The sequence below is a fragment of the Lacrimispora sp. 210928-DFI.3.58 genome (assembly GCF_020554865.1).
Taxonomy (GTDB): domain Bacteria; phylum Bacillota; class Clostridia; order Lachnospirales; family Lachnospiraceae; genus Enterocloster.
Genome location: NZ_JAJCIC010000057.1, coordinates 1 through 15,390, shown reverse-complemented (window position 1 = coordinate 15,390; position 15,390 = coordinate 1). Strand labels below are relative to the sequence as shown.

Sequence of the window (15,390 nt, the reverse complement as noted above, 5' to 3'; positions counted from 1 at the left end):
TTCGTTTTACCGCCTCGGCGGCTATCGTCTGCGCCGGTGTAAGTGTCGCACCTTTCGGGGCGCTCCAATAAAACAGTATAATAATGTTTTCGGGAAGGCGGCATGAGTAATCATGCCGCTTTTCCGTTCATAACGTCATAGAGTAAATTGGCGGGGAGTATGCCGATATAGTTGTAGCTGATTGACACATCCTGCACTCGGTGTCCGCTGGACTTGTCTGGTGCATGAACATATACGGCGTTAACCATATCGTTCAAAATGGTAGGTGTCAGCTTCTCCAGATACAGGTACTTCTTCGCCTGTCGGATAAACCTATCAACATTCTCCGCTTGATCTTCTTGATTCTGTATTTCGTTTTCAAGCATTTCAATCTTGGTTCTCAGGTCTGCCTGCTCCTGCTCATAATCATCAGACAACATCTGGAAACGAGCTTCGGACAGTTTTCCGTTGACTCTATCCTCGTAAATACGCTTGAACAACCTGTCCAGTTCAGCCAAACGATTTTCGGATTTCTGCAAGGTTCGCTTCTTGGCAGAAAGCTCTTTCTTTGCTTCCTCACTTCGCTTTGCACCCAATGCTCTGCGGAACGCATCCTCATAATCGGCAACACATTGGATTACCAACCTCATGTGTTGGAGTGTACCTTCTTCCAGTACCACGGCACGGATGAAGTGAGTGTCACAGACCTCCTTGCCCTTTTTGCGGGAAGTAGAGCATACGAAGTGGTCTTGTCTGGTTTCAAAACTGTTGCTGGTGCAGTAGTACAATTTCTCACCACAATCGGCACAGCGGACGAGACCGGAGAACATATTGGTTTTGCCTGTTCTGGCGGGTCTGCGTTTGTTCTTGCGAAGCTCCTGCACACGAGCGAAGGTTTCTTCGTCAATAATGGCTTCATGGATATTCTCGAAAATCTTCCATTGATCGGGAGGGTTTTCGAGTTTCTTTTTGCTCTTGTACGACTGCTTGCGTGTCTTGAAGTTGACCATGTGACCAAGGTATTCCTGCTTTTCCAGTATGCCAGTAATGGTGCGTGGTGCCCAATCGTAAGGATTATCGGGTGTCTTTGCGGGAGCGTTTCGTCCCATTTTCATCCAATGAACCGTGGGACAATCCACCTTTGCTTCCTTCAGCTTCCTGGTGATCTGCGAGGGACCGAAGCCCTCCATGCACCAAGCGAAGATCTGACGGACAACGGCTGCGGCTTCATCGTCCACAATCCAATGTCTCTTTGGATTGTCGGGGTCTTTCATGTAGCCGTAGGGCGGGTTGGTGGTCAGATACTCACCGGATTCGCCTTTCTGCTTCATAACCGCTTTGACCTTTTTACTGCTGTCCTTGACATAGAACTCGTTGATGATGTTCAAGAACGGAGTAAAATCGTTGTCCTGCTGATTGGCGCTGTCCACACCGCTGTTCACAGCGATGAAACGGACATCGTGTTCGGGGAAAAGCATTTCTGTATAAAGACCGACTTCCAGATAATTTCTGCCGATACGGCTCATATCCTTGGCAATAATAACGCCAATCTTGTCGTCCTTTACCAGTTCGATCATGCGGTTCCAATCGGGTCTGTTGAAGTTCGCACCGGAGTAACCATCGTCCACGAAAAACTGTATATTGCGGAAACCTTGTTCTTTTGCGTATTTCTTGAGAATCGCCTTTTGAGATGAGATTTGTCAAGGATATTTTCATCCAAACTGCGGTGGTTACACCATTCGGGCGACCACGAGGAACCCCCATTTTTTGTATGATACCTGCAGGTAAATAAAGCCAAAAGGGAGTGTCCGTATTCCGATGTGATTCCGGTATCATATGAAGCAGCACTTTGTACCTGCTCCATATACTCTGCAAAACCATGCCTTCGGTATCCTGTGGATAGGCCGCTGAATAAAAGGCGGCTAAAGTAAGAAAAGACCTGCAAACAATTCAGTCTACAGGCCCCTCTTAATTCCCAACTTCCCCTAAATGGTTATCTTACAATAACAATAATTTTGCATTTTTTGTTATACCATATCTGCCATTATATTAAATATCTTTTTAATAAGCGAGTCAATTCTATAACATCGATCGGCTTTGCTATATGGGCATTCATACCGCACTCCAGGCAATGCTGTATGTCATCAGAAAAAGCATCTGCACTCATAGCAATGATTGGGATAGATAAAGCATCTGGGTGATTTATTCCTCGAATTGCCTTTGTAGCCTCATACCCTGTCATATGCGGCATCCGTATATCCATAAGAATGGCATCGTAATGTCCCGCTGATGATTTTTGGAACTTATCCAGACATATCTGGCCATCCTCTGCCCAATCCAACTCTACACCCAGGTCAGACAACAATTCACTTGCGACCTCCCAATTAAGCTCATTGTCCTCAGCAAGCAGGATACGGCGTCCAGATAGATCGATATTAGAATTCAATGTCTGGTCATTTTCTGTTTGAGTGTCCATATACTGACACAAAGCATGATACAGCGTGGATTTAAAAAGGGGCTTGGAAATAAAACCATTAATACCTGCTTCACGGGCCTCCTCTTCAAATTCACTGCAGTCATATGCAGAAATCAGCAAAATCGGCATTTCATCTCCCAAATTACGCCGGATTTCTTTTGCAACTTGAATCCCATTCATACCAGGTAGTTTCCAATCCAATAGAATAATTTGATAATCATCTCTCTTTTGGTGATGTTGGGTAACCAGTTCTATCGCCTTTTCTCCACTCAATACCCAGTCGGCATTGATGCCGATGGTTTTCAGCGTGTCTATCGCTGTCCTGCAGAGTAATTCATCATCATCAACTACCAACATATTCCAGGAAGGAAGAACCATGTCCATTTCCAGTGCAACCGCTTTTTCAAAATCAAATGTAAGAGAAACCTCGGTACCTTTATCAATTTCACTTTTTATATTAATGGATCCTTCCATTGCGTCCACAATATACTTTGTAATCGCCATTCCCAAACCAGTGCCTTGCGTTTTACTAACCCTGACTCCATCAGCACGACTATAGGATTCATATATTCTTTTCAGAAAATCTGGCGACATACCAATTCCATTATCCTTGACCTTGATATGGATTCGGATATAGTTTTCTCCTTTCGGAGATTTTTCTTCAGAGAGGGATAGTTGTATCGAGCCCCCCTCCGGTGTATACTTCGTTGCATTCGATAAAAGATTTAGCAAAACCTGATTCAAGCGTACACTGTCACACCATATATTTTCTGTTAAGATATTTTCGACATGTATGTCAAAGGTTTGCCTTTTTGCCTTAACCTGTGGCTGCATAATATTAACAACTCCTTCAACAACTTCCTTTAATGAAATTTGTTCTGTTGTTAAAGTTAATTTCCCACTTTCAATTTTAGACATATCCAAAACATCGTTGATCAGCCCTAATAGATGTTTACTTGATAATGTAATTTTTCTAAGACAATTCTGTACCTGTTTCTGGTCATCTATGTGGGCTGTGGCAATCGCAGTCATACCCACAATTGCATTCATCGGCGTACGGATATCATGGCTCATATTTGCCAAAAATTCGCTCTTTGCTTTACTTGATTCAACCGCTTTTTGGCGGGCGTCCTCTAACTCAAGCACCTGGGAACGGGTTATGGAAAAATACCGGCTAAAGATCAATGTCAGTATAGCCAATATAGAAGCACAGGATAATAATGTCAGAATCATACGCTGATTGCTCAGATGATTTATGGTATCATCCAAAGCACTATAGGGCATTACTGCCACCAGATACCATTCCGAATAAGGTAATGAGATTCCACAAATCTGCCGTTTCTCACCATCTACTTCCAGTGTTCCGGAAAACTCTTTATGATTCTTTAACGCATTGCCAAACTCCTCGATCAACGTCCCTTCTGAAGAGTTTCCTGATTCGGACTGAAGGTACTCCTGCAACTGTTCAAAAAATCCTGCCAGCTCCATATTTTTATTTTGTATAACAATACTGCCGTCCGGCCGGATGATATGATAATACATCAGCTGGTTTTCATCCTGCAGCGCCAGAAAATCCGTAATGTACTCCAGTGGTACGGCAGCTACCAGACCGGTGCACTTACTTCCATTCCGCATAGGATAAGACGCGTCAACACCAAACAATACCACTTCTTTTCCGGTCGAATCAACCCCGACGGCAACTCTTTGTTCCCCCTGTACCAGCGCTTCCACAAAAGGGCCTGGATTGCTGGGCTGTATGGATTCTCCATAAAGAGTTTCAAAGCCCCCCTCCTCGGAGCAAAGCGCTAAATAGTCAAACCCTCTGACCTTCGCCCTGTAAATCAGCTCCTCATACAGCTGCTCTCTGTTCGTGTTATCTGTTGGAACAACAGAAATAATACCTTGGACCTGATCAAATCGCAGTCCGATTACCGTATCAAAGTGTCCGGACATTTGCTGGTTCATTCCTGACATATAGATTTCTCCAATCTCAGAAATCGCCTTTTCACTCTTTCGGCTCATATAAATTCCCAACACACTGAAAACAACAATACTAAAAAGCAGAACTCCTATGAAGCTGAAGATTAAGAATTGCATTGCGGGATCCCGTTTTTTCCTGTTCTTCATCGCCGCTATTCCTCCTTAGCGTTCCTGTATTCTTCAACAGAATGAATAATCTGATGATAATCCTCTGATAACCGCGGCATCAACTCCACCGCTTTATCATGATCATTCTCTTTCAACGCACTTGTCACGAGGCTGCTGCTTTCATACAGCCTGGTAAACGACAGATTCTGGCAAATTCCTTTGAGTGTATGAACAGCCCTGAGCGCCTCCTCATACTCTTTGTTTTCCATAGAAGCCTCAAACTGGAGGAAACTTTTATCATCCAGAAACTTGTATGCGAACTTCCGGACAGTCTGTTCCCGTCTCAATCTGCCCAACACCTCATCATAGTCACCGCCAAAACTTATGTAACATTCTTTTAAATTCATAATGCTTTCTCTTCCTCTTTACACGCTCTCTGCTTTCTTATCCAAGAAACAAATATTCACCTGATTCTTCGTACGCTTCGATCGATACATCATACGGTCTGCAATTTTAAAGAGTTCCTTTGCTCTTTTTGTTCCGTATGCCCCGCCTACGCTTATAGACATACGGATTTCCGGATACTCCTTCACACGGAGATCCTCAACTAAATATCTCATTCTTTCCAATTTTGTCTCAAACACCTCTTCCGGTATCTGATAAAAGATAACGGCAAATTCATCGCCACCATAACGGATCACAGCATCTGTTTTTCGTACACAGGATAAAATCGTCTGGGCAATACTGTGAAGCACGATATCCCCTGCATCGTGCCCATAGTTATCATTAATATGTTTAAAGTTATCTACATCTATCATAACAGCCGCCTGGATATCTTCAGCATTCTGAATATAGTCATCATAATAGCGGCGGTTATAAACACCCGTTAACGAATCCGTATATAATAGCTTCCAAGTCTTCTGCTGCTGGGACTGGAAGTTATACTTTTTGGCGGAAAATATTTTGCCATAATCTATTTCTTCACCTGTTCTCTGCATCATAGTCTGTCCCGACACTTTCTTTATCAGTTCCCGTTTCAGAACCGTCGTGATTTCCTGCAGGCACTGTAACAGGATCGGATTGAAAGAACCACATTGTCCGTCTAAAATCATGTTCAAGGCGTCTTCATGTGAATAAGCTTTCTTATAACATCGCTCACTGGTCAATGCATCATACACATCTGCAAGCGCAACCGCCTGAGCCGCAATCGGAATGTCATCTCCTTTTAATCCATCCGGATACCCCTTACCGTCGTATCGTTCATGATGCCACCGGCAGATTTCAAATGCCATCCTGACAAGGGGAACCGATTGCTGATCCGCCGGCAGGCTTAATAACATGTCAGCGCCGATTGCCGTATGGGTTTTTATGATTTCAAATTCTTCATCTGTAAGGCGTCCGGGTTTATTCAAAATCTCTTCCGATATCGCAATCTTTCCGATATCATGCAGTGAGGAAGCCGTGCTTATTAAAGCAATATCCGATTGGGACAAAGAATACCGGTCCGTATGCAGAATCAATTGCTTCAGCAAAAGCTCTGTGATCTGATTCACATGCAGTACATGGGCGCCGCTTTCCCCATTACGAAACTCTACAATATGAGATAAGATCGCAATCATCAGTTTATTATTATTCTCATTCTCATAAAATTGCTCTATGACCAGCTGTTCCAGATGTTTTTGACGCACATATAAGCACATGGTATTGGAAATCCGGCGCTGGACAATCGCGGCGTCAAATGGACGGCTGATATAATCAAACGCCCCCAGGTCATAGGCACGTTTTATATTCGCCGGAGAATCATCAGCAGAAATCATAATCACTGCAAATGATTCATTCCAATGATTTTGATAGATATGACTGAGCACTCCAAATCCATCCATCTCGGGCATCATAATATCCAAAAGCACAAGAGATATCGCTTCTCTTTGCTCTGCAAGAATTTCGATTGCTTTTACCCCATTCTCAGCCTCTATCAGATCATATTGATCTTCCAGAATATCTACCAGAAGATCACGATTCATCTCTGAATCATCAACGATTAAAATTGTTTGTTTTCCCATCACACCTAATTTCCTTCAAAAGCGTTCTATTCAACTTATATTCTATCCGCACCGCTTACCGTTTCAGCACATCAAAAAGCTATCGAGCTTCTCCATTCGTCGGCGCAGCAACAGGAAAGAAACAATCCAGCCGCAAATACCGCCCAACAACAGAGGCAGGGGATAAAAATCATTCATCAGGGCAGCCCCCGCTGCACCAAGGACTGTCACCGTCAGGAAGACAAGAGCGCTTATACACGCACCACCGTAATCAGAAAAATAATAGAATACGATAATGGTAAAGTACATACAGAACACGGTGTATATCCCCAGGCTCAGAATTACGAACATTTGCAGCATATGGGTGCTGGCATTCAGGTAGGGGAGAAACACACTGCCCAGACAGGCCAACACCACGGTAATGATAAGCTGGATCTCATATACAAAAAAGAGCTGATAGCGGAGCTCCCTGACCATGACGCCCCGTTCCTTCCGGATCAGGTCGTGGGTGCCGTTGTTCAGTGCGGAAACATACAGGGTGTACTTCTCATAAAAAGACGTTTCCACCTTTACCACAAAGATAACCAGTGACGGCATATTTACAAAAACGGCCAGGAACAGCGCGAAGTCGTAGGCCGGGGCTGTGCGGAAAACGCTGACCTGTTCCGCAATCCCGGAGAAAAACCAGTAAATGATGGTAGGACAATAGATACCCAGTGTGTAAGCAAAGCCTCCGACAGCCAGCTTTGGATACCGGCGAAAATAGGAGAGGAACGCAAAATATCGGCCCTGCGGCACTCCAAAGGCTTTCACACACTGAAACACCAATGCGAATACGATCAAAAAATAGCAGCAGACAAGAGCCATGCAGGCTGCGGTCACTTTATCGATATCCCACTGCTTAGTACACAAAAAGTACACAGCCACCGCCAGCAGCAGTCCCGTCAGAAAACTGAATGTGAGCGCTTTGTAATGCTTCAGCGCCGAGGCGTAGGTCATCATGCTGTAAACATCCGTCACCAGCACGCCCAGGAAATAATAGCTTACCAGGAAGGACATCGCCACTCCGTCCTGAGAATAATACATGCCTACACACAGTAGGAACATAACAATGCCGGACACGATAGTGGATAACGTCAGCACACCGAAGGCAGAAGGGCAAATGTCCGACTCCCTGCCCAGAAAGATACAGTCGGAAATGTAACGCGACACGGGGGCTGCCAAAAGGACGGCGCACAATGTAGCGATTATAAAGGCATGGGTGGTGGATGAGATAAAAAACCTCTCTTCCAGTACCGTGAGACCCGCTTGATCCATCAAAAGCTTCAGCACCAATAGCAGCACCGCAGACAGAACCGCCGGTCCAATGGTGGTCATGGTAGCGTAAATAGTCCCCCACAAGTTAGCCGCCAACGTTTTTCTTCCATATATTTTTTTAAGTTCAAATCCAATTCCTGCCATGAGATTTCTCCTCCAAGTGTTCATAGATACCCCGGAACGCAGACAGCATTCCCTCCCGACTGTAGTACGCCTCCACCCGTTTCCTGCCGGCCTGCCCCATACTTGCGGTCAGTCCTGGATTCCGTATGCAGCGCAAGATAGCCTGCGCCATGGCCTCGCTGTTCATGACCGGCACGATAAGCCCTGCTGGGCCGAATCTGTCGTCCTCCCGCTCGCCCTCCAAAAGAGCCCTGCAATCGCCTACATTGGTGGCCACAAAGGGAATCTCTGCCGCCATACCCTCCAAGATAGCCAGAGGCTGCCCCTCACTGATGCTAGAAAGAAGCAGCAAATCCACCTCCGGCAAATGCTCCTTTATATTGACCTGTCCAAGAAATTCCACATCTTCCGTCTCCAGCTCCTCCAAAAGCTCCAGGCACTCATGGTAATATACCGGATCTTCCGCGCAGTTGCCCATGATCTTCAGCCGGACCTCCGGCACTGCACGCTTTACGATGTCAAAGGCCAGAAGCATGGTTTTCACATCCTTGATAGGCACCACCCGCAATATTGCCCCCAGGACAAACGGTCCGCTCCTTTCCTTTTTCCGGCAGGAATCAAAATCTCCGGCATTCACGCCGTTTGGTATGATGGAAATCTTCTCCGGAGGGCATTTCAGTTCTATCTGCAGGGAGCGGTTGGTTTCAAACAAAGTAGTGACTACACTGGCCTGCTGATAGGCGATGAAAGAGAGCTTCTTGAAAAAGTCAATCCATAGTCCCTTGAACTCTCCTGCTACCCAGTTCGAACGGATGATGTCCTCCTCTCGTTCCCTTGTATAGATGCCATGTTCGGATAAAAGCAAGGGAACCCCCTCCACATAAGAAGCACAACTCCCCAGAATTCCTGCGTAACCAGCAGAGACAGCATGATAAATATCCGCCTTTGGAATCTCCTGCGAGAGAATATACATCAGTGGGAAATAGATTCCCCTAAAATTCCAGAGAAACTGGAGAAATACTTTCTTGGAATTCTGCCTATGATACTCCTCCATGCAGACATCAAAGAAAGATTCGCTCATCAAAAAATCGCTCATATGCTGATGGTCTGTTTCGCGAGATCCAATACACCGGTCCAATTGACGGCGTCTACACTGCCGCTTAGCAGTCCTTTTAAGGTCTCCTTCTCCTCTTTAGTCAGCCGGATCTTCCGGCCGCTCTTTTTAAATGCCGCGTCTCCCAGGTACAGCGTCCGGATCTCCTTAACGTTTTCCGGTATGCGACATGCATACCCCGGCATCTCCTCTCTTGTGGTCGCAATGGCCCATACCACAAACTCCACATCCTGAAACTGGCTGCACAACATCTGTACCCAACTAGAGACGCCACCCGGAACATAGGGGTAGCTCCCTTCACAGATCAAACACACCCGCATACTTTATTTCCCCTCCTCCAATATGATAATTCCATGGTTTTCCTGAATACGCAACAAATAGTATCCGTTTCCCACATCCTGATAAGTCAGCCCCTTTGCCTCGACAATGCGGCCGTCGGTGTGATAAAAGAATGCCTGCCCCTTTGAAACAGAGCTACAATTAATCTCTATGCTGCTGCCGTTCTTTATCCAGCCGTAATCCATATCCTGATAACTCCTCACATCTCCCTCTGTCTGGGATAACGTCCTGCCCTCCAGCCAGGGTACACAGACAAGGACTTCCGACTCAAAAATGCCAATCTGTCTCTTGTCCGAATCCCAGGAGGCAATGTCACTATCCCTGGAAATCAGCATTCCGGCATCGAACACATGGGAGACCATGCCATAAGCTCCCAGGACGGAGCAGATGGCAAAGAGATTACCGTCTTCCATGGAGTTTCCCTTTGTAGCTGCGGGAAACACAGTACGTCCTTCCTCCCAAGAAAGACGCATGTCACGGTTTCCCAGTATTCCCCGGACAAATCTCACATCCGCACCGGGCACATCCAGCATTTCCGGGAAGAAATTGTCGGTTTCCACAGCCAGACCTTGGACGGTATATCCGGTGAAGTTTTTGGCGAACCGGTCTATAAAATCCTCGTTAAAAACAACTTTCCCATCCTCTGGGCAATTGGCGGCATAGACCAGCTCCCCGCCGAATTGCAGCACCGACTTGCCGACGGTCGTAACCAGTGTATCATCCATCGTCCCGAAACTCTTTTTAGAAGACGCTGCCGCCAATATGCTGGCAGTATATGGCGTATCCGTGCGAAGGGCGATTCCTTGGAAAGAGGGCCACACCACATCCTGGACAAACCCTTCCGCAGAATAACCGTACATCTGCCTGCACAGCTCATCATCGGCAGACGTGATTACAGGGAAATCGTCAAGGAATACGGCCTTCACACCCAAAACCGGATAGACGAAATCCGGCAGCAGTGCGCCGATGGCTCCGCTCAGAAGCCCCATACAGCGAATATCTTTGAGGAAACTCCCATTGATCAGGCAGACACTGCCCTTCTTCCAGTCGTTTGTATAAAGGATAGGGATACCCTTTTTGGCATCCCGGATGTAGACAGTCACATCGTCGCTGACCTCGATCCGTACAGAACCGCTGTTCCCATCATAACAGACCTGCTCCGGCTGGACCGGAAGCAAAGGTTTTTCAAAATACAGGTCATGGTAATCTTCTCCTGCGGATTTCTCCTGAATACCAAATACCGACCACAACCGGGAGTCCTCGCCCCCTTTTGCAAGTCCCGCCGCCAGTATGACCCTGCCTCCTTCTGAAATGAACCTCTTAAGTTCGCTCAAATCGGCATATTGGCTGATGGATGCATCGCAAATAATTACCAAATCCTGCTCCTTTACCACACTCGTGTCCAGGCTTCCCTCCCCGGCCACCGTAAGATGCAGATCTCTGCAGAACTGGCGGACATTGTCATAAATCTCTCCGTAATCCACATCATCGGAATCTCCAAAAATCCAAACTCTGGGCTTATCTCCTCCAGCCACCCGCCTCGTTTCGGTAAATTCCCGTTCCGAGTCAATACGGTCTGGTATCTGAACGCTCGCCGGAAGGCTCTCATTTATATTTATACTGTAAATCAAAAAAATACCGCCCAGGACGGCAACAATCAGGACGATATACAGTAACCGTTTAAGTGATAACATGCTTCCACCCCCTATTTAAAATCTGGTTCTGCCCATTCCCTCAAAAGGGGTGTGCAGTCAGTTGTTCATCACTGTTCCCGAGAGACGCGCGGTCCAATAGCGCAGCTGCTCCAGTCCTTTGGGAGACAGCCGAACCTGCCGATTTTTACGCAAGTCATCCAGGATGTTCTCAAATTTCTGCCGTTCTCCCGCCTCGTAGAACATTTTCAGCATATCCTGATAAGATGCCTCGCTCCGCATCCGGTCCGCATATCTCTGCCAGAAGAGTTCCGCATCTTCATATCGGCCAAGCTCCACCAGGGAGCTTAAACATTCCTCATACTCTCCCGGAGAAACCTCATCTTCTGCGATATCAATCTGCCCCTGTACCATGCAGCATAAATGTTTTCGGTAAGCACTTTGCTCCCTGGCGGAAAGAACATCACTTTTCAGCATCTCTGTCAGAGCCGCACAAGCCGTGTGGTATTTCTCCGGATCCCCGGGTTCTTGCTCATAATCCCTGCGGCACTCCAGCCACTGCGTCTGCTGGAGACGGTATATCTCCATCTTTGCGGCCGCAACATAGTGGGAGGACTCCGAATCCTTATCCTGCTCTGCTGCCAGAAGTATCTTATAATTTTCTTTCAGGTTCTTTTTCAACTGCTTCAGCAGAAGAGCCCGTTTTTCCGTATTCCCGCTGACAGCCATGGCGTCCTCCACCGGCACCACGTTTAAAGCCTCCCGTACGTCAGGGTGTTCCGGCTGCCGGTCAATCTTGAAAGCATGTGTCAGAACCGCTTCCCGGTCGATCCCCGCCTTTTCTAAAAACGCCCGGAGCAGTCCCGGCAGATAATAAATGAGAAATCCAAATCCCGGAAGGAAGATGAAAAAGAGCGCTATCCCAGCTCCCATTCGATGGATTCTCTTTATGATGGCATACAGTACCGCCAAAAGAAAATTCGCCGCTAAAAACCAAATCAACATGATCACAACCTCGCTTTCTGCTCATAGGCTCAGACTGCCACCGGTCTGTCTAAAACCGGAGTGACCTCCACGCCGCAAGCTAAGAGGCGCTTTTGCAAATGCTCCAAGTTTCCAGAACCGGTATTGTTCAACAGGGCAAAGAGTTTCCCTTCTCCATTGGTCCCCAGACAGTCTGTCACGCGAAGTGTCCGTCTGACCACATTGGCGGTCTCCGCCAAAGAGCCGGAATATGTAAGCTCCACGACACAGTATTCTGCCATGCACTTCTCCGCCTTCTCCCCGGCCAAAAGAATCTGCTTACGGAATGCTTCCGGCTTCAGGATATCCGTGTCCTTCACATAGTGCTCTTCTCTGGACAGTTCCTCATATCGCAGTGCCTTTTCCATGGAATCCCGCAGCAACAAAGACATAGTTTTCAGCAGATTGATATGATACAGTGTCTCGCACTCATAAGGCAGCTTCTTTATGAGAACCACCGCCTCCGGAACATCCTGGCAGACAATGGGCATTACTATGGCGGGTTCGCCACTCCCAAACTCTCCTTGATAGAGTTCCCCCCGCATTACCGCATCACAGATCTTTGGAGAATCGGAAAGATTCCACGACTTTCCGTCCATTACGGAACTTTCTGAAAGTGCTCCCACCAACCGGAGCCAAGGACTTCCTGCCTGCCCATGGTAGACAGCCACCGTATCCGTACGGACCAGCTCGGAGATAACCTGCATAGCCTCCAAGAGGATACGATCCGGCTCTTGAACCATCAGGCGGCTAATCAGGTCATACAGCTTTGGAAAGCCGGACTTGGATGTCAGGAGTCGCTGCTCATACTCGTTTTTGATGAGTACGTTTTCCTCGTTAATGTCCTTTAAATCCTCATACTCCTCCTTTATCATCTCCAAATCCTGGCGGACACTCCGGGCATCTTCCCTGAGCATATTGGCGGTATAGCTGACCATAAGCCCTACAAATACAAATTCCATAACCGCCAGCATACTATTCGCATAGTAATGGAACGTAGCCAGATCCAGAAGTTCCATGTTCTGACCGTACAAATAGGCAACGCCAGCCAGCACAGCCGCAAACGCACTCTGGTAAATATTGTATGATATAGAAATCAGGATGACGTAAATCATCAGCCAATCAATCTTGGAAAACAGACTGTGGGAGCCGCAAAGGGAACTCAAGGCAAAAAACACAGCAAAAATCAGAAGATTTTCCACAAGCTGACGGATTCCCACCGGAACAATCCTCTTTTTCTTCTTCCGGTGCTCCACCGGTGCTCTCTCATATGTGATCTCCCCCTCCTGTAGCTATTCCTCCAGATTTCGAAAATCGCTCCATCCCAGTTCCTGCCTGATCCGGCCGCTGTCCGCCAGGGTAACGCAGCCGGAGTCCTCCCACTGGATATCCTGCTCCGAAAGTTTCTCATGTTGGCAGACCATCTGGTACAGGCACTTTTGGGAAACCTCAGCACTTCCGCAGACATTGTAAACATACTGATTTCCGGCATCCAGCACCCGCTTAACTGCATCCACGAAGTCGGAAACATGAAGCGGCTGGAACACATTGTTCGACATATGGACATCCGGATGGGCGGCGTTGAAAAAGTTCCGGCTCAAGATATCGCTTTCACCCTCTTTGGGCCGGTTGGTATAGAGCTGCGATGCCCGAAGGATTACCGCATCCATACCGTGCTGTTTCCGGTAAATGTCCAGAAGCTGTTCCTCACGGATAAATCGGACTCCACGTTCGCTGACGGCAGCACGCTCCGCGAATTCATCGGCTCTTCCACTGGTCTTCCCATACACCTCTATGGATGACAGCAAAATGAATTTCACATGCGGAAACGCGGCAGCCGCCCGCAATGACTGAGCCAGCAGGGTCACATCTGCATCCGACTCCTCCTCATGGGTGCTGCTTATGTAGTATTTACCGGCAAATATCACACAATCCGGCGAAATGGAGCACAGGAGTTTTCCAAAGCTTTCGCCCTTGCGGGGAGTTCGGTAAAAGTGGTGCAGAGAGCCTTGCTTTGGTTTTTGTGAAAGTTCTTTGTCTGATAGGAGGTAGACATCATTCCCCTCCTGCCACATTCGCTCAACTAGTGTCTCAGCCAGCCCGCCATTTGTTCCAATATAGACAATTTTCATAATTCTGCTTTCCTCCCAAACTTAACTTATATTATACGGATGCAAAAAAATTTCAACATCTCCAGCCACCTTTTCGTTTTGCCGTGGGGCGGCTATGGTCAGTTTACGACTACGGCAACCCACGCCAATTGGTAAGCGATGTTATTACAGTTTATTTTCTTAATTCCTACCACATTCCACTCAGATATTGTCAAAAGGTGTACCTTTTGATAATATTGGATCGAGATGTCACTAAAGCTGTCGGGATGAAAAATATGTCGAAAAACCCTGCTATTTGCTTGTGATTTCAAGAGATTACATATATAATGTTAATGTAATGGTTAGTTGGTTATCAAAATGTACACCTTATGATAGTCCACATTCCCAGTATTATCCTTTTTTTCTGTTTTGAAGCATCCGATACTCTCTCAATCTGCGGTAAAAAGTAGCTTCGCTCATATTGCATTGTTTTAAGACTTCCGTGAAAGGAAGCCTTTTTTGTTCCCATTGTCTAACAATCTCTTCAAAATTCTCAGGTACTTCCTTTTCGGGCCTGCCAAACTTTATACCCTTTGCCTTCGCTGCGGCGATTCCTTCGGCCTGACGCTTCTTGATATTCTCACGTTCGCTTTGCGCCACAAAGGACAGAATTTGCAGCACAAGGTCTGCAATGAAAGTTCCCATCAAGTCTTTCCCATTGCGAGTATCTAGCAGCGGCATATCCCACACACAGATATCAATGCCTTTCTCTTGTGTCAAAAGCCGCCACTGTTCCTGTATTTCTTTGTAATTTCGTCCTAATCGGTCAATACTGAGAATATACAACAGGTCCCCAGCTTTCAGCTTCCGTACCATTTTTCTGTAATTAGGACGGTCAAAATCCTTGCCGGACTGCTTATCCATAAAAATATTCTTTTCTGGAACCGGCACTTCTTTCAAAGCGATCATTTGACGATCTTCGTTTTGATCCGTGCTGGATACCCTCACATAACCATAAACATTCATATTGTCATTTCCTCCGTTCATCAAGGTAATTATAAAAAAGAGGAACAGGAACGGTGGCTTACCGTTCCTCAGACTGTAGACAAAGTCCCGAGCGAGAGCTCGGACTTTTCTACATTTATCG

The 15,390-nt window shown here is 46.7% G+C and carries 12 protein-coding genes; all 12 read right to left on the bottom strand.

All coding sequences use genetic code 11. The annotated features are described in order from the left end of the window. Positions 1-110: 110 nt before the first annotated feature. Entirely contained in the window at positions 111-1,676 is a 1,566-nt protein-coding gene (locus LIZ87_RS20660; protein ID WP_319638603.1) for a DUF4368 domain-containing protein, read from the bottom strand. 347 nt (positions 1,677-2,023) lie between these two features. Beyond that, positions 2,024-4,582, bottom strand: a complete 2,559-nt coding sequence (locus LIZ87_RS20655) for a hybrid sensor histidine kinase/response regulator (protein ID WP_227149049.1) — start codon at positions 4,580-4,582, stop codon at positions 2,024-2,026. Positions 4,583-4,587: 5 nt separating this feature from the next. Continuing rightward, the gene (locus LIZ87_RS20650) at positions 4,588-4,950 is read right to left on the bottom strand and encodes an Hpt domain-containing protein (protein ID WP_227149048.1); all 363 of its coding nucleotides are present in this window, start codon (positions 4,948-4,950) and stop codon (positions 4,588-4,590) included. An 18-nt stretch (positions 4,951-4,968) separates the two neighbouring features. Further along, positions 4,969-6,606, bottom strand: coding sequence for a diguanylate cyclase (locus LIZ87_RS20645; RefSeq protein WP_227149047.1), 1,638 nt, complete (start codon positions 6,604-6,606; stop codon positions 4,969-4,971). A gap of 63 nt (positions 6,607-6,669) precedes the next feature. Beyond that, positions 6,670-8,046, bottom strand: a complete 1,377-nt coding sequence (gene pelG / locus LIZ87_RS20640; protein WP_227149046.1) for an exopolysaccharide Pel transporter PelG — start codon at positions 8,044-8,046, stop codon at positions 6,670-6,672. Beyond that, complete coding sequence (pelF, locus tag LIZ87_RS20635) at positions 8,027-9,163, bottom strand: GT4 family glycosyltransferase PelF (RefSeq protein WP_264468116.1); 1,137 nt, start codon at positions 9,161-9,163, stop codon at positions 8,027-8,029. The genes pelG and pelF overlap by 20 nt, the downstream gene beginning before the upstream one ends. After that, positions 9,118-9,459: a DUF3492 domain-containing protein gene (locus LIZ87_RS22470; RefSeq protein WP_264468115.1), complete on the bottom strand. Its 342-nt coding sequence runs from the start codon at positions 9,457-9,459 to the stop codon at positions 9,118-9,120. Before LIZ87_RS22470 ends, pelF begins: the two co-directional genes overlap by 46 nt. 3 nt (positions 9,460-9,462) lie before the next feature. Beyond that, the gene (locus LIZ87_RS20630; protein ID WP_227149045.1) at positions 9,463-11,172 is read right to left on the bottom strand and encodes a DUF2194 domain-containing protein; all 1,710 of its coding nucleotides are present in this window, start codon (positions 11,170-11,172) and stop codon (positions 9,463-9,465) included. Between the two features lie 57 nt (positions 11,173-11,229). Next, positions 11,230-12,141 (bottom strand): hypothetical protein, encoded by a 912-nt coding sequence (locus tag LIZ87_RS20625; RefSeq protein WP_227149044.1) that lies wholly within the window; start codon positions 12,139-12,141, stop codon positions 11,230-11,232. A 23-nt stretch (positions 12,142-12,164) separates the two neighbouring features. Next, complete coding sequence (locus tag LIZ87_RS20620) at positions 12,165-13,409, bottom strand: hypothetical protein (RefSeq protein WP_227149043.1); 1,245 nt, start codon at positions 13,407-13,409, stop codon at positions 12,165-12,167. A gap of 36 nt (positions 13,410-13,445) precedes the next feature. Beyond that, the gene (locus tag LIZ87_RS20615; RefSeq protein WP_227149042.1) at positions 13,446-14,285 is read right to left on the bottom strand and encodes an NAD-dependent epimerase/dehydratase family protein; all 840 of its coding nucleotides are present in this window, start codon (positions 14,283-14,285) and stop codon (positions 13,446-13,448) included. A gap of 369 nt (positions 14,286-14,654) precedes the next feature. After that, the gene (locus LIZ87_RS20610; RefSeq protein ID WP_442912286.1) at positions 14,655-15,290 is read right to left on the bottom strand and encodes a recombinase family protein; all 636 of its coding nucleotides are present in this window, start codon (positions 15,288-15,290) and stop codon (positions 14,655-14,657) included. Between the last annotated feature and the right edge of the window lie 100 nt (positions 15,291-15,390).

Excerpts from the sequence above, each read along its gene's own strand:
- pelG (WP_227149046.1), bottom strand. The coding sequence starts at position 8,046 with ATGGCAGGAATTGGATTTGAACTTAAAAAAATATATGGAAGAAAAACG.
- LIZ87_RS20650 (WP_227149048.1), bottom strand. The coding sequence starts at position 4,950 with ATGAATTTAAAAGAATGTTACATAAGTTTTGGCGGTGACTATGATGAG.
- LIZ87_RS20655 (WP_227149049.1), bottom strand. The coding sequence starts at position 4,582 with ATGAAGAACAGGAAAAAACGGGATCCCGCAATGCAATTCTTAATCTTC.
- LIZ87_RS20645 (WP_227149047.1), bottom strand. The coding sequence starts at position 6,606 with ATGGGAAAACAAACAATTTTAATCGTTGATGATTCAGAGATGAATCGT.
- LIZ87_RS22470 (WP_264468115.1), bottom strand. The coding sequence starts at position 9,459 with ATGCGGGTGTGTTTGATCTGTGAAGGGAGCTACCCCTATGTTCCGGGT.
- LIZ87_RS20610 (WP_442912286.1), bottom strand. The coding sequence starts at position 15,290 with ATGAACGGAGGAAATGACAATATGAATGTTTATGGTTATGTGAGGGTA.
- LIZ87_RS20615 (WP_227149042.1), bottom strand. The coding sequence starts at position 14,285 with ATGAAAATTGTCTATATTGGAACAAATGGCGGGCTGGCTGAGACACTA.
- LIZ87_RS20630 (WP_227149045.1), bottom strand. The coding sequence starts at position 11,172 with ATGTTATCACTTAAACGGTTACTGTATATCGTCCTGATTGTTGCCGTC.